17 protein-coding genes are annotated in these 18,999 nt (G+C 60.7%); 7 read left to right on the forward strand and 10 right to left on the reverse strand.

Translation table 11 applies throughout. The features are described 5' to 3' along the window. Positions 1–116: 116 nt before the first annotated feature. Both XMD517_RS13095 and XMD517_RS13100 read right to left on the reverse strand, forming a co-directional pair. Entirely contained in the window at positions 117–878 is a 762-nt protein-coding gene (locus XMD517_RS13095; RefSeq protein ID WP_173484911.1) for a tRNA1(Val) (adenine(37)-N6)-methyltransferase, read from the reverse strand. A 4-nt stretch (positions 879–882) separates the two neighbouring features. Further along, the gene (locus XMD517_RS13100) at positions 883–1,098 is read right to left on the reverse strand and encodes a DUF2007 domain-containing protein (protein ID WP_173484912.1); all 216 of its coding nucleotides are present in this window, start codon (positions 1,096–1,098) and stop codon (positions 883–885) included. A 73-nt stretch (positions 1,099–1,171) separates the two neighbouring features. Here XMD517_RS13100 and XMD517_RS13105 point away from each other — a divergent pair, with 73 nt between their 5' ends. Continuing rightward, a complete protein-coding gene (locus XMD517_RS13105) occupies positions 1,172–2,164 on the forward strand; it encodes a polyprenyl synthetase family protein (RefSeq protein ID WP_173485579.1) in 993 nt (330 codons plus the stop codon). Positions 2,165–2,394: 230 nt separating this feature from the next. Here XMD517_RS13105 and XMD517_RS13110 read toward each other — a convergent pair whose 3' ends face one another. From XMD517_RS13110 to XMD517_RS13125, 4 genes are all read right to left on the reverse strand, one after another. After that, positions 2,395–3,237 carry a 4-(cytidine 5'-diphospho)-2-C-methyl-D-erythritol kinase gene (locus XMD517_RS13110; RefSeq protein WP_173484913.1) on the reverse strand — a complete coding sequence of 281 codons (843 nt, stop codon included), beginning with the start codon at positions 3,235–3,237 and terminating at the stop codon, positions 2,395–2,397. A 3-nt stretch (positions 3,238–3,240) separates the two neighbouring features. Beyond that, on the reverse strand, positions 3,241–4,959 hold the full coding sequence (locus XMD517_RS13115; RefSeq protein WP_173484914.1) for a tetratricopeptide repeat protein: 1,719 nt from the start codon (positions 4,957–4,959) through the stop codon (positions 3,241–3,243). Positions 4,960–5,078: 119 nt separating this feature from the next. Continuing rightward, a complete protein-coding gene (locus XMD517_RS13120; RefSeq protein WP_173484915.1) occupies positions 5,079–6,731 on the reverse strand; it encodes an electron transfer flavoprotein-ubiquinone oxidoreductase in 1,653 nt (550 codons plus the stop codon). 129 nt (positions 6,732–6,860) lie between these two features. Beyond that, entirely contained in the window at positions 6,861–7,868 is a 1,008-nt protein-coding gene (locus XMD517_RS13125) for a phosphatase PAP2 family protein (RefSeq protein ID WP_173484916.1), read from the reverse strand. Positions 7,869–7,994: 126 nt separating this feature from the next. Between XMD517_RS13125 and greA the strand changes: the two genes are divergently transcribed. Both greA and XMD517_RS13135 read left to right on the forward strand, forming a co-directional pair. After that, positions 7,995–8,465 (forward strand): transcription elongation factor GreA, encoded by a 471-nt coding sequence (greA, locus tag XMD517_RS13130; protein WP_055190395.1) that lies wholly within the window; start codon positions 7,995–7,997, stop codon positions 8,463–8,465. Between the two features lie 46 nt (positions 8,466–8,511). After that, positions 8,512–9,561: a hypothetical protein gene (locus XMD517_RS13135; protein WP_173484917.1), complete on the forward strand. Its 1,050-nt coding sequence runs from the start codon at positions 8,512–8,514 to the stop codon at positions 9,559–9,561. A gap of 232 nt (positions 9,562–9,793) precedes the next feature. Here the strand turns inward: XMD517_RS13135 and XMD517_RS13140 are convergent, their stop codons facing one another. From XMD517_RS13140 to XMD517_RS13155, 4 genes are all read right to left on the reverse strand, one after another. Continuing rightward, a complete protein-coding gene (locus XMD517_RS13140; RefSeq protein ID WP_173484918.1) occupies positions 9,794–13,138 on the reverse strand; it encodes an efflux RND transporter permease subunit in 3,345 nt (1,114 codons plus the stop codon). A gap of 3 nt (positions 13,139–13,141) precedes the next feature. After that, the gene (locus XMD517_RS13145) at positions 13,142–14,608 is read right to left on the reverse strand and encodes an efflux RND transporter periplasmic adaptor subunit (protein ID WP_173484919.1); all 1,467 of its coding nucleotides are present in this window, start codon (positions 14,606–14,608) and stop codon (positions 13,142–13,144) included. Positions 14,609–14,720: 112 nt separating this feature from the next. After that, positions 14,721–15,272, reverse strand: coding sequence for a molybdenum cofactor biosynthesis protein B (gene moaB, locus XMD517_RS13150; RefSeq protein WP_173484920.1), 552 nt, complete (start codon positions 15,270–15,272; stop codon positions 14,721–14,723). 101 nt (positions 15,273–15,373) lie between these two features. Continuing rightward, complete coding sequence (locus tag XMD517_RS13155) at positions 15,374–16,171, reverse strand: uracil-DNA glycosylase family protein (protein ID WP_173484921.1); 798 nt, start codon at positions 16,169–16,171, stop codon at positions 15,374–15,376. Between the two features lie 266 nt (positions 16,172–16,437). On the opposite strand from XMD517_RS13155, the gene XMD517_RS13160 reads away from it, so the two are divergent. The 4 genes from XMD517_RS13160 to XMD517_RS13175 all read left to right on the forward strand — a co-directional run bounded on the left by XMD517_RS13160 (position 16,438) and on the right by XMD517_RS13175 (position 18,995). Next, on the forward strand, positions 16,438–17,403 hold the full coding sequence (locus XMD517_RS13160) for an aspartate carbamoyltransferase catalytic subunit (protein WP_173484922.1): 966 nt from the start codon (positions 16,438–16,440) through the stop codon (positions 17,401–17,403). Continuing rightward, positions 17,396–17,836, forward strand: coding sequence for a hypothetical protein (locus XMD517_RS13165; protein ID WP_173484923.1), 441 nt, complete (start codon positions 17,396–17,398; stop codon positions 17,834–17,836). The genes XMD517_RS13160 and XMD517_RS13165 overlap by 8 nt, the downstream gene beginning before the upstream one ends. A gap of 1 nt (position 17,837) precedes the next feature. Continuing rightward, positions 17,838–18,284 (forward strand): hypothetical protein, encoded by a 447-nt coding sequence (locus XMD517_RS13170; RefSeq protein WP_173484924.1) that lies wholly within the window; start codon positions 17,838–17,840, stop codon positions 18,282–18,284. 81 nt (positions 18,285–18,365) lie between these two features. Further along, positions 18,366–18,995 carry a hypothetical protein gene (locus XMD517_RS13175; RefSeq protein WP_173484925.1) on the forward strand — a complete coding sequence of 210 codons (630 nt, stop codon included), beginning with the start codon at positions 18,366–18,368 and terminating at the stop codon, positions 18,993–18,995. Positions 18,996–18,999 lie beyond the last annotated feature (4 nt).

The raw sequence follows: 18,999 nt of genomic DNA on the forward strand, positions 1-18,999 counted from the left end.
GATCCTCCTTTGAAAACGATTTTGCCCTTCGAGTGCATCATAAAATTTCGGGGATGTCACGAATTGGTTGCAATTCTTGGCATATTTTCGCGCCTCCGCGAAACATTGTGAATTGGTCACCAAAGAGGGAAGGCATGGCCGTCACGCAGGATCGCCGAAACCTCGGGGGTGTAATGCTCGACATCCCCAACATGTTGTGGTCCTTCATGTAAAATGAGGGGCGCTGCGAGGCGGAAGGCACCCCGCCCACCTTTCCGGGCCTGCACAATGACAAGTGAGGTGACCCGGCCGATTCTGGGGCTGAGCGGTTTGACCATGATCGAGCCGAGCCTGTCATCCAGAGCGTCCATGATCTCCGGCAGGCGTTCGGCCTTTTGGATCATGGTCAGGTAACCGCGTGGTTTCAGTCGCCTTGTGGCCTGATCAATCCAGACGGAGAGCGGCAGGTCTTCACCCAACGCCCCTTCACGCAGCGTATCGGGTGAGGGCGTGCCGCGCTCTCGCAGATAATAGGGGGGGTTCATGATCACATGATCAAAACTTTCTTCCTTGAGCGCGGCAGGTGGGTTTGCAATATCCGCTTCGTGAACCTCGAATGGGATGTGGTTTTGTGCCCCGTTGCGGCGGGCCAGCTCAGCATAGGGTGCCTGGCGTTCAATGCCCACAAGACGCAACCCTGCCACCCGTGTGCCAAGGCAAAGTGCTGCGGCCCCGGCCCCGCACCCCATATCCAGCACGCATTCCCCCGGATGGGCCTGCACGGAGGCCGCCAGAAAGACCGGATCCACCCCGGCGCGGTATCCGTTGACGGGTTGGGTCAGAACGAGCTTTCCCCCCAGAAACTTGTCCTCACTGAAACCCGTTGGTGCTGTGCTCATCCCGCTATCCTTCCGTCGCAATGTCATGGTCGCGCAGGATTGCCCGCGCCCGGAACAGATCCTGATCGCGGACCATAGCGCGACGAGGTAAAATTCCTATTGATCCCTCCAGTGCACTCATATGGACGTCCATGACAAATAAGGGTATATCCTCGGCCTCAAGAAGGGCTGTGACGTAGGGGATCAGTGTCGGGTCAGTGGTGCGGATAAGCTCTTTCATAGACAAAGACTTAAGGGCAAGCGCGTGAAACGCCAACGGGGTTTTGCGGCAATGTGACGGGATCGTGAGCAAAATGAAGGACGCAAGCTATAAACCGCATGAACGCCTTGGGGCGCATCTGGCGGCAGACATGGATGCTGTGAACACGCTGATTCGCGATCGGATGGCGTCCGAACATGCACCGCGCATTCCCGAAGTGACGGCGCATCTGGTGGATGCTGGCGGCAAAAGATTGCGCCCGATGCTGACCTTGGCAGCGGCGCGCCTGTGCGGTTATGGCGGGCCTTATCACGTGCATCTTGCGGCAACGGTTGAGTTTATTCACACCGCGACCCTGCTGCATGATGATGTGGTGGATGAAAGCGCCCAGCGGCGTGGGCGCCCGACGGCAAACCTGCTTTGGGACAATAAATCCTCGGTTCTGGTCGGGGATTACCTGTTTTCACGCTCGTTCCAGCTTATGACCGAAACCGGGGCCATTGACGTGCTGCGCATCCTGTCCAACGCTTCGGCCACCATTGCCGAAGGTGAAGTGCTGCAACTGACCGCCGCGCAGGATCTGAAGACGGATGAAGGCATTTATCTGCAGGTGGTGCGCGGTAAAACCGCAGCACTGTTTTCCGCCGCAACCGAGGTAGGCGGGGTGATCGCCGACGCGGATCCCGCCCATGTGCAGGCGCTGTTTGAGTATGGTGACGCCTTGGGTATTTCCTTCCAGATCGTCGATGATCTGCTGGACTACTGGGGGGGGGAGGCCACGGGCAAGAATATTGGTGACGATTTCCGCGAACGCAAACTCACCTTGCCGCTGATCAAAGCGGTGGCCAAGGCGGGACCCGAGGAACGCGCCTTCTGGGTCCGCACCATTGAGAAAGGCCGGCAGGAAGAGGGTGACCTTGAACAGGCGCTGGTGCTTCTGAACAAACATAATGCCTTGGAAGAAACCCGGCAGGATGCGCTGGCCTGGGCGGAAAAAGCAAAATCCGCCATGGCCTCTCTCCCCGAGGATCCGATCCGAGACATGCTGATTGATATCGCTGACTACGTGGTGGCGCGTGTCACCTGATCAGACTTGGGGCTTGCGCCCCAATGCCTCCGGTGGGGATATTTGGAACAAGAAAAAAGCCGAAAGATTCTGTTAACCAGTATCTGGCAGTTTGGAGCTGCGGTACAGGCGGGGACGCCGATGACCGTACAAGGAAAAAGCGATAAGCTTTGAAAAGAGAGGGCACTCCCCTCTCTTTTTTCTTGCCATAAATACCTCGGGGGTCTGGGGGCAGCGCCCCCAGCCACGGTTTACCTCAAAGCGCAGGCTGCGATCCACCAATCCGGATGGTCGCGGCGCAGTTGACCCTCGGCGGTCTCGGCGGCGGCTCTGGTGTCAAACAGGGCGAAACAGGTCGCACCGGAGCCGGACATGCGGGCAAGGCGTGCGTTGGGCAAAGCGGCGAGCGCCGTGAGCGTGTCTGCGATCACCGGTGATGCGGCGATGGCCGGTGTCTCAAGGTCATTGCGTTGCCGGGCCAGCCAGTCAATCAGGGCCGCGGTGCTTTTCCAGCGCGGCAATGTCTTGGGCATGGGGGCGTTGGTCTTCTGTGTCAGCGCCTTGAATACGGTCGGGGTCGACACGGCTGCACCGGGATTGGCCAGCACCGCAAAGAGGGGAGGGAGCCCCTCGACCGGGGTCACCCGCTCTCCGATCCCCTGCATCCGTGCCGCCTGACGTATCAGACAGACCCGCACATCCGCCCCAAGTGTCGACACGTCAGGCAGGCGCGTGTCACCTGTAAGCTCCGCCAAGGCCAGAACGGTCGCCGCTGCATCCGAGCTGCCCCCGCCAATCCCCGCCATTGCAGGCAGGTGCTTGGACAGGGTGATTTCCACCGGAATACCATAGAGATCTGCCGCCTTGCAGACGAGGTTGGATCCATCCGAAGGCACGCCGTCAGCCTGCGGCCCCACCACATTGAGTTGATTGGCCGCCGCCGGTCGGATCGAAATCCGATCGCCCACATCGGCAAATACGACCAGACTGTCCAGCAGGTGATAGCCGTCGCCACGTTGGCCCGTGACGTGCAGGGTCAGGTTGACCTTGGCGGGTGCAAAGGTTTTGGAGATCTGCAGCGTGTTGAAATCCATCGCTTATTTCGATCCGTGCAGCGGCGCGGCGCCTTCCTCTGCCAGCACCTGATCCAGCCCCATTTCGAGTTTTCGGCGAATCCGTTCCGGGTTCAGCTCTTCCAGATCCGTGTCTTCCGTGACAAAGCTGAGCGCGCGTTTCCATTGAAACTCCGCCTCGCGTTTGCGCCCAACCGCCCAGTAGGTGTCGCCCAGGTGATCATTGAGGATCGGGTCAACGGGCAGCAGTTCAACCGCGCGCTCCATCTGCTCAACCGCCTCGTCATATCGGCCAAGGCGATAATAGACCCAGCCAAGACTGTCGGTGATATAGCCGCTGTCGGGCCGCTCGGCCACGGCACGTTCGATCATGTCGAGTGCCTCCTCCAGATGCTCACGCCGTTCCACCAGGCTGTAGCCAAGATAGTTCAGCACATTGGGCTGGTCCGGGTTGAGGGCAAGGGCTTTGCGAAAATCTGCTTCCGCCGCGGGCCAGTCATCCAGTTTTGTCTCAACAATGGCGCGTTGGAAATAGACCCGCCACTGGGTGTCCAGATCCTGCTCAAACAGGGAAATGGCCTGATCAAAGGCTGCCCGGGCTTCTTCATATCGATCCTCGCGGGACAGAAATTCCCCCAGCAGGGTCGGGATGCGGGCCCGTGTCGGGAACTGGCCTGAAAGTGCGCGCAGCTCGCCAATCGCTTCTTCTGCCCGGTCTGACTGGCTCAGGGCCATGGCGCGCCCAAGGGCGGCTTGCAGGAATTGCGGGCTGTCTTGCGGGATGCGGGCATAGGCGGCTACGGCCAGATCATGCTGGCCCATATCCTCGTGCAATTGCGCCGTCAGCAAGGTGGCGTCATAGAGGCCGGGGCTAAGATATTCGGCAATGCGGGCATAGATCAGAACCGAGGTCAGGCCAGAATTGGGCGGGATATTGTTGGCGATCAGGTAAAACAGCTCTGCCGCCCCTTCCTGAACCGTGCGAACGGCGGTGAAGGGCAGGGGGGTTTCGGATTTGAGCGTGTCGATAATCGCGATCAGTTCATCGTCCAGCACCCCGTTTGAGGCCTGTGCAAGCACCTCCAGCGCCTCGTCATATCGGTCCAGCTGGCTGAGGATCTGCACATAGGCGATCACGCCGCGTCGGTTCAGGCGAAACTCGGCCACCTGTTGCTGCATCAATTGGGCTGCGGTTTCGAAATCACCGACAAAGGCGGTGGCCAGGGCCTTTTGCTGGATCGCAAAGCCGCGTGTGCCTTCGTCCTCGGCCAGCCGGTCCAGCACGGCCAGCGCCTGTGACATCTGTCCGCGCCCCAGCTCTGCCCAGGCGCGCAGCATTTCGGTCATCAGCGGCCCAACCGAGACGCCCTCTTCAAGCAGTGTCAGCGCCGCGTCCCATTTGTCATGACCAAAAGCATCCCCCAGAAGCACCAGCCGGGCGATGGCGTTCTGTTCGTCCAAGGCTGCCAGCCGGCGGGCATAGGGGGTGGTCTCGGGCAGCGGGTTCAGCACCAGCTGGGCGATGGTCAGCCCTTCCAGAATCCGTGCATTGTCAGGATCTTCCGCGATGGCCCGTGCGCCATATTCCAGGGTTGCGGAAAAATCGCCCTGATAATCTGCGGTGCGGGCGGCAAGATAGGCCCCCAGCCCGGTTTCACCTTCGGCAAAGGCGGGTGGGGCCAGCATGGTTGACAGGGTCAGGAGGGCAGACAGGGTCAGGGATTTGGGGGCATGGCGCAACATACGCAAGGGTTCTGCTTTCTTTACATGAGCGTTTCGCCCCGACCCTATCGTTGCGGATGCACAAAAACAATGAGGGGCCGCACCTGCAGCCCCTCACAATACGGTCATTTTCCGCCGATTTACATATTCGGGTAGTTCGGCCCGTCGCCCCCTTGCGGAACGGTCCAGGTGATGTTCTGGCTGGGGTCCTTGATGTCGCAGGTTTTGCAGTGAACGCAGTTTTGGAAATTCACCACAAAGCGCGGCTCGGCGCCGTCTTCCTTGATCACCTCATAGACACCCGCAGGGCAATAGCGCTGGGCGGGTTCGTCAAACTCGGGCAGGTTCACATTGATCGGCACATTAGGATCGGCCAGGCGCAGGTGGCAGGGCTGGCTTTCCTCGTGGTTGGTGGCCGCAAAGCTGACATTGGTCAGGCGGTCAAACGAGAGGGTGCCATCGGGTTTCGGATAGTCGATGACCTTGTAATCCGCCGCTTTGCCGGTGGCCTGCGCATCGTTTTTGCCATGTTTCACGGTGCCGAAGAAGGAGAAACCGAAGAGCGAGTTGGTCCACATGTCCAGACCGCCCAGCATCAGAGAGGCGGTCAGGCCCCATTTCGACCAGATCGGTTTCACATTGCGCACCTTCTTGAGGTCATCAGCGATCTCGCCCGTACGCAGTTCGGTCTCGTAATCAGCCAGCTCGTCACCCGAGCGTTCAGCGGCAATCGCTTTGGCGGCCGCTTCAGCCGCCGCAATGCCTGACAGCATGGCGTTGTGGTTGCCCTTGATGCGCGGCACGTTCACGAGGCCCACGGAACAGCCCAGCAGCGCGCCGCCGGGGAAGACCGATTTCGGCATCGACTGATAGCCACCTTCGGAAATTGCCCGCGCGCCATAGGCGATACGTTTGCCGCCCTTGAGCACCTTGGCGATCTCGGGGTGATGCTTGAAACGCTGGAATTCCATGTAGGGATAGAGGTGCGGGTTCTTGTAGTTCAGGTGCACCACGAAGCCCACGTAAACCTGGTTGTTGTCCAGGTGATAGAGGAACGAGCCGCCACCTGCATTTGACCCCAGCGGCCAGCCCATCGTGTGGGTCACGGTGCCTTCTTTGTGGTTCTCCGGGTCGATTTCCCAGATTTCCTTCATGCCGACGCCGAATTTCTGCACGTCGCGCCCGGCCTGAAGGTCGTATTTGGCGATGATTTCCTTGGCCAGCGACCCGCGCACGCCTTCGGAAATGAACACGTATTTGCCGTGCAGTTCCATGCCCGGCTCAGTGTTCGGGCCGTAAGAGCCATCTTCTTCCAGACCAAATACGCCAGCAACAACGCCTTTGACTTCGCCGTTTTCGCCGTAAACCAGCTCGGACGCCGCCATGCCGGGGAAGATTTCCACGCCCAGCTCCTCGGCCTGTTCTGCCATCCAGCGGCAGACATTGGCCATCGACACGATGTAGTTGCCGTGGTTGTCCATCAGCTTCGGCATCGGCCAGTTTGGCAGGCGGATCGACCCTGCCGGCCCAAGCATCAGGAAGTTGTCTTCCTTCACCGGCACGTTCAGCGGTGCGCCTTTTTCCTTCCAGTCCGGGATCAGCTTGTCCAGCCCGCAAGGGTCAAGCACCGCGCCTGACAGGATATGCGCGCCCACTTCGGACCCTTTTTCCAGAACGACAACCTCAAGGTCGGCGTTCAGCTGTTTCAAACGGATGGCTGCCGACAGACCAGCGGGGCCTGCGCCCACGATGACCACATCGTATTCCATGCTTTCGCGTTCAATCTCGCTCATAATCTTTTCCCCGGATGGTCCGTTTCAGCAAGATCGTTAGCCCGCCACTTGGGCAGGGTCAATCGCAACACGGCGTCAAATCAGGAGATTGCGACCTATCTGTCGGTTTTTTGTAAATTGTTTGCGCTGTCAGTCGCTGAATGACCCGGCGGGGGTTTGCGGCAGGTCGGTGGCCGGGCTGGGACGGGGGGCGGATCGCTCTTCGCGCCGCCGCAACCAGACCCAGAGGCCGATCATGACGAGAATCGAAAAATACCCGTCGATCGCATAGTGCCAGCCCTGATAGACGGACAGGAACTGATAGGTCGCTATGATCAGGATCGACAGGGGCAAAAACGCCCGGTGGCGTTCGTAAAGGTAAAGGGCAAAGACTGTGGCGGTGGCGATATGCACCGACGGGAAGGCGGAAATGCCGGAACCGGGCAGTTGCGCCTTGCTTTCATAGGCGGCCCAGAGGTTGTCGCTGAGCGCAACCAGAAAGCCGCCGGCAAAGCCGATCTCCTGCAAAGAGGCCATCATCGGGACAAAGGTATCGCCCCCTAACAGGCGGTCGTAAAAGATCGGCCCGGCCGACAGAAACGCCAGCGCCAGCACATTGCCCATGACAATCCAGCTGAACAGGTAAAGCAGGATAAAACGCCGGAAACGCCGGGCGTCCATATCGAACATCACGATCAGAACCGGAAGATACATGCAGGGCAACAGCCAGGCGGTGAAATAGATCGTCCCCGCCAGTTCCGGGTTGATCCAGGCAGAAACCGCATGGGTCAGGCGCCAGGGGTCCACCCCGAAATGCAGCGCCCGATCCAGATCCGCCATCCACGGATCCGCCCAGAAGGGCAGGATGAAGGGCATGGTGGTCTTCAGCATGGTGAACATGAGGAACATTGCCGAGCAGATCATCACCGCCAGAATGGCGCGCGACAGGCGCGTGACCATGGTTTTGCGGTCAAACAGGAAGGTGACGACCAGAAACAGGGGCAGCACCCACCAGCCCAAGGACAGAAAGACAAGCAGCGAAAACGGGATCGCCTCTGCCATTTCCAGCAGCAGATGCAGGGGATTGTCCCTGTAGATCAAGGTCACCAGCCCGCCCACGATAAGGTAGGCCAGCGTGATCAAGGCGAATAATGGCATTGCAAACCGCTCGATTTTGCTTTTCTTTTATACCAAATCTAGCGGCAGACAGCCGCTTTGCCTATACATCTTTTGGAACGAAAGGTTCCGGCGCCGTGCCGGGCCAAACAGGATCTGTAACACTTCATGGACAAGATACCCCTGACACGCGCGGGCCACACCGCGCTCAGTGATGAATTGAAACACCTCAAGTCGGTGGAACGCCCCGCGATCATCGAGGCCATTGCCTCGGCCCGTGAGCTTGGCGACCTGAAGGAAAATGCCGAATATCATTCCGCGCGCGAAAAACAGGGCTTTATCGAGGGGCGCATCAAAGAGCTGGAAGGCATCTTGTCCCTGGCGGACGTGATTGACCCCGCCAACATGTCGGGTGCTGTCAAGTTTTCGGCCACGGTGACCCTGATTGATGAAGATACCGAAGAGGAAAAGACCTACCAGATTGTCGGGGAACCGGAATCCAATCTGGAAAACGGCAAGCTCAACATCAAATCCCCGCTGGCCCGCGCCCTGATCGGCAAGGAAGAAGGGGACAGCGTCGAGGTGCGCACCCCCGGCGGAGAACGTGCTTACGAGATTTTGAAGATCCAGTATATTTAAAGTAACTTTACGCGTATCTCATCGTTGACCAATCAGGAGTGAGGCCATGAGTGCTGGCCCGCAAAACGACCCGGCCAAAAAAACCGCCAAATCGGGCGGCGGGTTGAACCGTCCGTTGCAGGCACCGGATATCTCCTCGCTCAGCGCGGGTGAGGTCATCGGGCTGGCCGTGTCGGCCGTCTGGCTGTTTGCCTGTGCGGCGTTTTTCATCGTGCTGGGGGGCGGTGGCGGCAATGGTGCCGATCCGCTGCGCTTCGTGATTGTCCTGCTCGCCATCTTCATGCCGGTGGCGCTGATCTGGGTGGCCGTGGCGGCAATGCGCTCGGCGCGTATCATGCGCGAGGAAAGCAACCGGTTGCAGGCGGCAATTGACGGGATGCGTCAGACCTATCTTCAACAGCAGGCGGGCGGTGTGAAACAGCCCTCTCAGGTCGAACGAAAACTCGAGGAAATTGCCGCCGTCAGCAAGAAAACCGAAACCGCGCTGGCAACCTTTACCTCGATCCGCCCCGGTGGGGTGCAGACCCATCCCGCCATGCCCGCCCTGCCCTCCGGTCTGGCCGGGGGAACAATGGATGATCAGACCAGCCTCGCGCTGGGCACACCGCTGGAGGACATGGCCCCGCCACTGTCGATCGAGGATTTCATCCGCGCCCTGCATTTCCCCGAGAACGAAAATGACGCCGAGGGCTTCCGCGCCCTGCGCCGTGCCCTTTCCGACCGAAAAGTGTCCGGCCTGGTGCAGGCCTCACAGGACGTGCTGACGCTCCTGTCCCAGGATGGCATCTATATGGATGATCTGCGCCCAGATCGCGCCAAACCTGAAATCTGGCGCAAATTCGCGGCCGGAGAGCGGGGGCGGACGGTTGCAACGCTGGGCGGGGTGCGGGATCGCTCTTCCCTGGCCCTGACCGCAGGCCGTATGCGCCAAGATCCGATCTTCCGGGATGCCGCGCATCATTTCCTGCGCAAATTTGACCAGACCTTCGCGGATTTTGAGAAAAACGCCTCGGATAGTGACATCGCCGAATTGTCCAACACCCGGACCGCCCGCGCCTTCATGCTGCTGGGGCGCGTGACCGGCACGTTTGACTGACACGCCGCCCCCGCGCCTTTCTCCCTGTCTTCCTCTTGCTCAAATATCCCGGGGTGAGCGGCAAAGCCGCGAGGGGCAGCGCCCCTTCAGGCTCAAACCAAAGGTTTGAGCAACCTCCGAGCCTGATGGTAATTCCCCCGGGATTTTGAAGCGCTTCGACGGTCACCTGAAACAGGGAAAAGCCGAAACGCTTTATGACCAGAAAATATGCGGCTTCGCGGTCAATTCCGGCTCAGCTACCGCTTGGATGCCAGAAGGCGAAGACTGCAATGTAGATGACAAGCGTGATCCCCGCTGCGGCCAGTATGAAGACACCCACTGCCAGCGGGGTGAGGCCGTAAAGCGTGGCCGCAGTGACGGCGGCCCCCAGCAGGAGGGCAATTGCGGTTGCCACCACCCCCAGCACCTTGCGCACCGCCCGGTGGGAGCGCGCGCGCCACAGGCGTCTGAGGGCGGCCACCATGCGGGCCAGATCTGCCTGCATCGCCACCAGTGCGGGCACCACGATCAGCACCAGAACCATGCCAAAACCCAGCCCATAGGTCAGGGTGATCACCGTTGGTTTCAGAAATTGCGCCTGGCGCGAGGTTTCATAAAGAAGCGGTGCCAGCCCCAGCACGGTTGTGGCCGTGGTCAGCATCACTGCGCGCAGCCGGTCTGCGGCGCCATCTATGATTGCAGGGACAAGCCCTCTGTCCCGCGCATAAGCGTCGATTGTGGTCACAAGCACGATGGAATCGTTGATGATGATACCAGTCATGCCAATCAGCCCGACGACAGAGAACATCGACAGCGGCACCCCCCAGCTGACATGGCCGATGATGGCCCCGATCAGACCAAACGGAATGATCGCCATTACCACAAACGGGCGGGTCCAGCTGGAGAAAATCCAGCCCAGCGTCAGATAGATCCCGAGCAGGGACAGGATCAGGCCGGTGCGGGCATCGTTCAGGAACTCGTCCTGCTGCTCGGCAAGCCCACCCAGCTGCCATGTGACGGAAAACTCCTCGGCGATACGGGGCAGAATGTCATCGGCAAGAGTGCGGGTGATTTCTTCGGCGCGGGCCGGGTCGCTTTCATCCAGATCTCCGGTGACATTGATCAGGCGGATGCCATTTTCGCGTTCGACGCTGGAAAAACCGGTGCGTGTCTGCACGGAAACAAGATCGGCCAGCGGCACATAGGTGCCAGCGGCGCTGCGCATTTGGGTGCTGTCCAGAAAATCCGCGGTCAACTCCTCTTCGGGGAGTTCCACCCGGATTGCGGCGGTGCGGGTGCCATCCGGGAATGTCGCCGCCTCAAGCCCGTTCAGACGCGCGCGCAGCACCCGGCCCAACCCGTCGATGGTAAAGCCGAGGGCCTGACCCTGCGGGGTCAGATCGAGGATCAGTTCGTCCTTGTCATAAGCCATGCTGTCTTCAAGGGCCGAGACCTCCGGGAAATCAGCCAGGGCTTTTTTCAACGCTTCTGCGGCCGCTTTCAGGGTTTCGCTTTCTGCGCCATAGAGTTCCACATCCAGCGCATCCCCCCCCGGTCCGTAGCGCGAGCCACGGAAGCTGAGCGTTTCCAGAAGCGGATGTTGCGGGACATTTTCCTGCAAGGCAGAGACGAATTCGCTCACCGAATAGGGGCGCAGATCGGCGTCGATCAGCTCCATCACAATGGCCCCCAACAGGTCGGTATCCTTGCTGTCGACCCCGGACAGGCCGCGCCCGGAATTGCCCCCGGTCTGGGCAAGCGCCACGGTCAGGGGCGCGCGGCCATACTCGGTCTCGAACCGGGCGGCGGTGCTGTCGACCGCCGCTTGCACCAACCCCATCATTTCAAGTGTGTCGTCGCGGGTGGCGCCTGAGACCATGGCAAAGTTTGCGGTGATCGAGCTGCGCTCGGGGGCGTTGAAAAAGCGGAAGGTCAGATCGCCGCGAATGAAGATTGCCGCCTGGTTCATCAAGAGCAGGATCACCGCCGCCATCACGGGGTAGCGGGCCCGGATCACCAGTTTCATCAGCGGGCGGAATGCCTGATCTCGGACCCAGCGAAAGCCGCGGTTCACCTGGCGCGACGGCCAGTCATACCAGTGTTCCTTTGCGGTATGGGTCAGCGCATGGGCCATGTGATGGGGCAGGATCAGGAAACATTCCACAAGCGAGGCCAGCAGGACCACAATGACGGTAAAGGGAATATCGGCAATCATGTCGCCAAACCGCCCGCCGATCGAGGTCAGGCCGAAAAAGGCAATCACGGTGGTCATGGTGGCGGAAAAGACCGGCGGAAACATGCGGCGCGCGGCGTTCTCTGAGGCCTCAACCGGGGTTTCCCCCAGACGCCGGGCGCGAAAATCTGCGTGCTCTCCGACCACAATCGCGTCATCCACCACAATCCCCAAGGTGATGATCAGCGCAAAAAGAGAGATCATGTTGATCGTCAGTCCCGACATATACATCAGGAAAATCGCGCTCAGCATCGCCACCGGGATCCCGGCCGCAACCCAAAGCGCCGTGCGGGCGTTGAGAAACAGGAAGAGCAGGATCAACACGAGGGACAACCCCTGCAACCCGTTCTCCATCAGCATGTTGATCCGGGCCTTGATCAGCTCGGATCGGGTGCGCATCAGGGTGATCTCGACCCCGTCGGGCAGGGATGGCAGCATGGCGGCGCGCACCTCTTCCACCTCTTCCTGCAGCGCAATGGCATCCCCCGCAGCCGAGCGCGATATATTCAGCGCAACCGCCGGTCGGTCGCCCACGAAATAGGACCGGTCCCGATCCACGCCCCGGGTCAGCACCCGCCCCACATCGCCAATGGTCAGTTTGGATCCGTCCGGGTTCGAGCGCAGCACAATGTCCTCGATCTGATCGGCGGAGCGTTTGGCCACGCCGGTGCGCACCCGCGCCGCGCCCGACGCCACATCCCCCGCTGGCGCGGTAGAGACCTCTTCCCGGATCGCCGCGGCGACCTGCGCCATGGTCACATCGTGGCGCAGCAGAGAAACCGACGGCAGTTCGATCAGGATTTCCGGTGCAACAATGCCGCGAATGGTGGTGCGGGTCACGCCGCGGTCAAACAGGCGCACCACCATTTCATCGGTGAACCGTCCCAGCTGATCTATGCCCACCGGTCCGGTGATCACCACATCCGTCACACTGTCGCGCCAGGCCCCGCGCCGGACAATCGGCGTGTCGCTGTCTTCGGGCAGGGTGCTGATCTCGTCCACGGCGACCTGCACGTCATCTGCGGCCTGGGCCACATCCCAGCCGGGTTCGAACTCCATCTCGATCCGGGCCCGGCCTTCGGTTGCGCGCGAAAACACCTCTTCCACGCCATCGACAGCCAGAAGGGCGGGTTCCAGCACCTGAACGATGCCCGTATCCACATCTTCGGCCCCGGCCCCGTCCCAGGACACGGTGACATTCACGCTTTCTATCACCACGTCGGGAAAGAACTGCGCGCGCATCCGGGGGTAGGTCATGATGCCCAAGGTGATCAGCACCACCAGCAACAGATTGGCCAGCGTGGCATGGCGGGTGAAATAGGACAGGACACCATTGGCAGCCGAGAGGGGGGCACGCGCGGCCATGGGTCAGCTCCCCATCCGGGCTTGCAGCCGTTCCAGCGTGGCGGCAGGCATCCTGCCTGCTTCGATCTGTTGAAGGATCCGCGCCTTGGCGTCGTCTTTCATCTGCGTGTTCTGTTCAACAAAGGCACGGATTGCGGTGATCTGTGCGGTGCTGAGGGCGACCTCCTCGGGTGTCTCTTTGCCACCGGCGCGGCGCGGTTTGATCCGAATGCCCGCGCCAAGGGTGGGGGTGCGTTCGGCCACCACCTCACGGCCCGCAAGCCCGTCACCGCGCACCAGGATCTCATTGCCCTGACGGCGCAGGAGCGTGACCGTCACCTCTTCCAGCCGATCCCCTTCGCCCAACAGCAAAAGAGTGCCATTGGCGCCAAGGCTGGATGCCGGCAGACGCGCCACGCGATCCAGTGCAGGCTCCGCCACTTCGACGGTCACAAAGTCGCCCGGGCGCAACCCGGCTGCTGCGTCCAGCGTTGCAAAAACCAGCCGCCCGGTCTGACCCTCGCCCACTTCCGCGCTTTCGCGGGCCAGTGTTCCGGTTGCCACCAGCGCCCCGTCTGTTCCGTCTGCCCCGCCTGTGCTGTCCAGTCGCACCTTGACCGGCGCACGGGGCAGGGTGCCCGCTGGGGTCAACAGGCGGGCATATTGCGCGGTCGACAGGCGGAACCGGACTTCCAGCGCGTTCGGATCGATGATCCGGGCCAGTTTCTCATTGGTGGAAACCACCCCGCCACGCAGCACGGTTACATCCGCCAGCGTGCCGGAGATCTCGGCATAGATTTCGGTGTTTTCCAGCCGGCGCTGTGTATCGTCAAGCTGGATCGTGCGGCGGGTGAAAGTGGTGTTGGCGGTGGCAATCCGTGCCTCGGCCGAGATCACCGCCTGCCGTTTGGCCAGCACCGCCTGCTCGGCAGAGGCCGCGGCCAGTGCGGCGGTTTCCACTGCGGCCTCGGTGCCGACCCCTCGTTTGACAAGGTCATTCTGTCGTTCCAGCGCCGCCTCGCGCAAACTTGCCTGCCGCTTGGCATTGGCCAGTTCGTCCCGCGCCAGCTCAAGGGCGGCCTCGGCCTCGGCGACATCCGCCTCGGCCTGCTCCACATCTGCCTGGGCCAGTTCCTGGGCCAGCATGAATTCGGTCGGGTCGATCCGCAACAGCAGCTCTCCTTCGGTGACGCGCGCGCCGGTTTCGAACCCGTCGGCCATGTCGATCACCGTGCCACCGGCCAGCGAGCGCACATCAAGCGCGCGCCGGGAGGCCACCTCGCCATGCACCGACAGGATCGGCACGTCGCGGGCCTCGATATAGGGCAGCAGATTGGCGGCAAACAGCCGCTCGCGCCCCTGCGGGCGGGCATTGTCGCGTTCCGCACGCGCCTTGAACGCGGCCGAAATTTGCAGCGCAGCCAGCGCAAGAAGACCGATGGTGGCGGCAAGCAGGAAAAGCCCGGTCAGGCTGCGACCCAGAAAACGCATGTGGAATACTCCGTTTCATCCATCCCCATCTTGCCCGGCTTTTGTCCGGTGGCAAGGTGCGGATGGTCACATCTGCAAGAGATGATACGGGTAAATCACCGATTTCTGTCGATTATTTCCTGCGTTGCTTGTGTTCTTCGAGGCGCGGGAAGATCTCGACGAAATTGCACGGGTGGTGGCGGTAATCCAGCTGGGCTTTGAGGATCCCGTCCCAGGCATCCTTGCAGGCGCCGGTGCTGCCGGGCAGTGCAAAAAGATAGGTGCCATTGGCCACGCCGCCCGTGGCGCGGGACTGCACCGCCGATGTGCCGATCTTCTCCATCGAAATCATGGTGAAAACGGTCGCGAAGGCTTCGATTTCTTTCTCATAGACATCGCGATGGGCCTCGACCGTCACGTCCCGTCCGGTCAGGCCGGTGCCGCCGGTGGAGATGATCACGTCGATCTCCGGGTCCAGGCTCCAGGCGCGCAACTGGTCGGCAATTTCGCCGCGCTCATCGCGGATGATCTTGCGGTCGGCCAGTTCATGGCCTGCGCTTTCCAGCCGTGCAACAAGGGTGTCGCCGGAGCGGTCCTCGTCCATCGAGCGCGTGTCGGAGACTGTCAGGATCGCAATGCGCACCGGGATGAAGTCACGTTTGTTGTCGGCGGGGATGTGGGACATGAAGGTGGCCTTTCATCGGAATATGGCGCTGTTTTGCCCGGATCATATCGGCAAATCCCTGATATGGATCAAGGGGGGTATGGATCAAGGGGGCGGCCGGGTCAGAGATCGCGCAGCCGGGCCTGCAATTCCAGCAGATCCGCCCAGGCCTCGCGTTTTGCGGCCGGGTTGCGCAGCAGATAGGCCGGGTGGAACATCGGCAGGACCGGTTTGTGCCATGCCTCCTCCCATTTGCCGCGCATCCGCGTGATCCCGCGCTTGCCAAGGACCGCCTGACAGGGCGTGTTGCCCATCAGCACAATCAGCTCGGGGGCGACCAGTTGGACGTGACGCTGAAGGAAGGGCACCATCATGGCCATTTCCTCGGGGCTGGGGTCGCGGTTTTGCGGCGGGCGCCAGGGCATCACATTGGTGATGTAGAGCGCGTCTTTTGACAGTGCTGCGGTGCGCCCCATGTTGATGGCGGCAAACATCCGGTCCAGCAGCCCCCCGGCGCGGCCCACGAAAGGTTTGCCCTGAATATCTTCGTCCCGCCCCGGGGCCTCTCCGATGATCATCACGCGGGCGGCGGGGTTGCCATCGGCCAGCACCGTGTTGCGTGCCCCTTTCTTGAGGTCGCAGCCATCGAACGCCTCCAATGCGGCACGCAGGGCGTCAATATCCTGTGCCCGTGCGGCGGCTTCTTTCGCGCGGGCGACCCAGTCCACTTCCGGCTCAAGCACACGGGTGGGCGGGGCGGCCAGCGGTGTCGGCGCGGCGGTTTTGGGCTTTCTCGCCTCCAGCTCATAGCGGTTGATCGGCGCATCGCAAATCGCATCCGTCACCCCCAGTTCGACCTGCCAGTCGAGATGGGCGCGGGCGATGTGCCAGTCGAGATCAGAGAGCGCGGGTGATTCCATGAGGGCAGGGTAGGCGGTGGTGCGGGCGGGGGCAACGCCTGTTGCGCAACGGGGCCTGCAGAGCGCCCCGCCGAATTGCGGTAAACCGTGAAGGGGTGGGTAGTTGGACGTCCAAGGCGGCATCTTAACCTGCCCAGTGAGGCCCCCATACGTCACGAGTTTCTGTGCGGCTGGTTTCCCCCGATGCGATGAAACGCCCTGCATTGCAGGATAGACGTCCCGCCCCCCCGATCCTATAAGCAAAGCAACACGGATCGGAGGCCCCCATGACTTTTCGCCAGCGCCATCTTCTGGGCATCGAACATCTGCACCCCGAGGAGATTAAAACCATCCTCGATCTGGCCGACACCTATGTCGACCTGAACCGCAGCGGCAACAAACGCTCCGATGCGCTGGCCGGGCTGACGCAGATCAACATGTTTTTTGAAAACTCGACCCGCACCCAGGCGAGTTTCGAAATTGCGGGCAAACGGCTGGGCGCGGATGTGATGAATATGGCGATGCAGGCCAGTTCGATCAAAAAGGGTGAGACGCTGATCGACACCGCGCTGACGCTGAATGCAATGCACCCGGATCTGCTGGTGGTGCGCCACCCGCATTCCGGGGCAGTGGATCTGCTGGCGCAAAAGGTCAATTGCGCGGTTCTGAACGCGGGCGACGGCAAACATGAACACCCGACGCAGGCGCTTTTGGACGCGCTCACGATCCGGCGCGAGAAGGGTCGCCTGCATCGTCTGACCATTGCGATCTGTGGGGACATTGCGCATTCACGCGTGGCCCGCTCGAACCTGATCCTCTTGGGCAAGATGGAAAACCGCGTGCGCCTTGTGGGGCCGCCCACGCTCATGCCCAGTCAGATCGACCAGTTCGGGGTCGAGGTTTATGACGATATGGAGGAGGGGCTGAAAGACGCGGATGTGGTGATGATGCTGCGGCTTCAGAAAGAACGTATGGATGGGGGCTTTATCCCGTCCGAACGCGAATATTACCACCGTTACGGGCTGGATGCCGAAAAGCTGGCAAATGCCAAGGATGACGCGATTGTCATGCATCCCGGCCCGATGAACCGCGGCGTTGAAATCGACGGCACCATTGCCGATGACATCAACCGCTCGGTCATTCAGGAACAGGTGGAAATGGGCGTGGCCGTGCGCATGGCCGCGATGGACCTGCTGGCTCGCAACCACCGCATCATCGCGCGTGATCAGGCGGAAAAAGAGACCTATGCCTAAGCGTGTATCAAAAGACTGGTTGCAGCTCGATCAGGGCGAAGACCTGATCCTGCGCGGCTCTGCCCGCCGTGAAACCGCGTTGCGGATTGCAGTTTTCACCACATTGGGCGCCACGGCAATCTATGGTGTGCTGGGCAGTTTCGTAGGGTTGTTCAGCTGGGCCATGGTGCCGGTCTTCGCGCTGATCTTTTACCTCGCTTTCGGAGCGTTCATGCTGGGTCTGCGCCATCAGGGCGATTGGGCCCTGACCTCCCGGGCGCTCCACCTGCGCAAGGGGCTGACCTTTTCGCGCGACAGTATCGCTGGCATCAAACCGCTGGACCGGGCGGTGATCGTCACGATCCGGCGCAAAGATGCGGTGGCCACCCAGCGCCTTGACACCGATGCCCCCGCGGATCTGGTGGCAGAACTGAAAAAAGCCCTAGAGGACTGATATGAAACTTGAACCCCGTCTGGAAGATCAGACCGTGCCGGATCTGGAACCCGGTGAAAAAATGCTGGCGCAGTTTCAGGGCAATCGGACCACCTATATCAAGGAACACGTCATGCTGGCCGCGATCGGCTCTGTGGTGATGGTGGTGATCTTGCTGGCGATCAAGAACCCCTTCCCGTGGACAGGGGTCGTGGGGGCCGTTCTGGCCATCGCCCTGCGTGGGGCTTATCTGCTCAAGGAACAGACCGGCTTTATCTGGACCCTCACCAACCGCCGCCTGATCGGTCCCACCGGATCGGCCATCCTTCTGCACAATATCGAAGCGGTAAACACCATCTTCACCGCCGCCCAGGTGGTGACGATTGCGGGCGACAAGCACATGCTGAAATATCAGGCGGATGCAAAGGACACCAAGGCGCAGATCAACCGCGCACGAGGGGCTGCATAATTTCGTCCCGGCCAAGCTTGCCACTGCGCCCCGATCCTCCGTAAGTTGATCATATTTGAGACAGCATTTGCGAGGATTGATATGAGCGATGGTGACGTCTGGATCAGCCAGGCAATGCATTTCACGACTACTAACAAGCCTCTCACTTCTGATATTCGAGAGGAGCGAAACCAAGATTTTTTACAAGCGGGCGAGCTAAAGTCGAAAGGCCTCCCGATCCCAGAAGATCTTCTCGCCAGAAAGCTTTTTGCGAATACGCCAAGGCCGATCAAATCTCTTCCTCATTTCTTTCGGGCTGGCGGATATCACATCGTTTCGCAGACCCTCGCGAATATTCTGCGTGACTTTGATCTTGGTGAAACGCGCCTGCATCCAATTGAGATTTATCAGTTTGATCGCAAAACACTTGTGGATGGGAAATTTGAACTCCTGTCGATTGGTGAAAGAAAACACTCCTTCCTGCCGGAGTTTTCGGAGGGAGCTAGTCGATCTTATGGTGAAGACTACGATATTTGGGAGTTGCCCGGGACCGTAAAGGACGACATGTTTTCGGTCAGTTCAGCAGCGCTGAGTGGTCCCGATCTCTGGATGGAAACACCAAGGCTGCCCAGATATTTCTTCCTGTCCGGCCGCCTGGTTGAAGCGCTTGAAAAGGCCAAGATCGCCAAGTCGCTATTGCTGCACCGATGCCGCGTGCTTGCCGCAAACTGATCCC

Source organism: Aliiroseovarius sp. xm-d-517, assembly GCF_013283135.1.
Classification (GTDB): domain Bacteria; phylum Pseudomonadota; class Alphaproteobacteria; order Rhodobacterales; family Rhodobacteraceae; genus Aliiroseovarius; species Aliiroseovarius crassostreae.

What these genes read in the sequence shown, in the direction of transcription:
- XMD517_RS13160 (WP_173484922.1), top strand. Translation starts at nt 16,438, where the DNA reads ATGACTTTTCGCCAGCGCCATCTTCTGGGCATCGAACATCTGCACCCC.
- XMD517_RS13140 (WP_173484918.1), bottom strand. Translation starts at nt 13,138, where the DNA reads ATGGCCGCGCGTGCCCCCCTCTCGGCTGCCAATGGTGTCCTGTCCTAT.
- XMD517_RS13125 (WP_173484916.1), bottom strand. Translation starts at nt 7,868, where the DNA reads ATGCCATTATTCGCCTTGATCACGCTGGCCTACCTTATCGTGGGCGGG.
- XMD517_RS13155 (WP_173484921.1), bottom strand. Translation starts at nt 16,171, where the DNA reads ATGGAATCACCCGCGCTCTCTGATCTCGACTGGCACATCGCCCGCGCC.
- XMD517_RS13110 (WP_173484913.1), bottom strand. Translation starts at nt 3,237, where the DNA reads ATGGATTTCAACACGCTGCAGATCTCCAAAACCTTTGCACCCGCCAAG.
- moaB (WP_173484920.1), bottom strand. Translation starts at nt 15,272, where the DNA reads ATGTCCCACATCCCCGCCGACAACAAACGTGACTTCATCCCGGTGCGC.
- XMD517_RS13170 (WP_173484924.1), top strand. Translation starts at nt 17,838, where the DNA reads ATGAAACTTGAACCCCGTCTGGAAGATCAGACCGTGCCGGATCTGGAA.
- XMD517_RS13120 (WP_173484915.1), bottom strand. Translation starts at nt 6,731, where the DNA reads ATGAGCGAGATTGAACGCGAAAGCATGGAATACGATGTGGTCATCGTG.
- XMD517_RS13095 (WP_173484911.1), bottom strand. Translation starts at nt 878, where the DNA reads ATGAGCACAGCACCAACGGGTTTCAGTGAGGACAAGTTTCTGGGGGGA.
- greA (WP_055190395.1), top strand. Translation starts at nt 7,995, where the DNA reads ATGGACAAGATACCCCTGACACGCGCGGGCCACACCGCGCTCAGTGAT.
- XMD517_RS13165 (WP_173484923.1), top strand. Translation starts at nt 17,396, where the DNA reads ATGCCTAAGCGTGTATCAAAAGACTGGTTGCAGCTCGATCAGGGCGAA.
- XMD517_RS13175 (WP_173484925.1), top strand. Translation starts at nt 18,366, where the DNA reads ATGAGCGATGGTGACGTCTGGATCAGCCAGGCAATGCATTTCACGACT.
- XMD517_RS13105 (WP_173485579.1), top strand. Translation starts at nt 1,172, where the DNA reads ATGAAGGACGCAAGCTATAAACCGCATGAACGCCTTGGGGCGCATCTG.
- XMD517_RS13135 (WP_173484917.1), top strand. Translation starts at nt 8,512, where the DNA reads ATGAGTGCTGGCCCGCAAAACGACCCGGCCAAAAAAACCGCCAAATCG.
- XMD517_RS13145 (WP_173484919.1), bottom strand. Translation starts at nt 14,608, where the DNA reads ATGCGTTTTCTGGGTCGCAGCCTGACCGGGCTTTTCCTGCTTGCCGCC.
- XMD517_RS13100 (WP_173484912.1), bottom strand. Translation starts at nt 1,098, where the DNA reads ATGAAAGAGCTTATCCGCACCACTGACCCGACACTGATCCCCTACGTC.
- XMD517_RS13115 (WP_173484914.1), bottom strand. Translation starts at nt 4,959, where the DNA reads ATGTTGCGCCATGCCCCCAAATCCCTGACCCTGTCTGCCCTCCTGACC.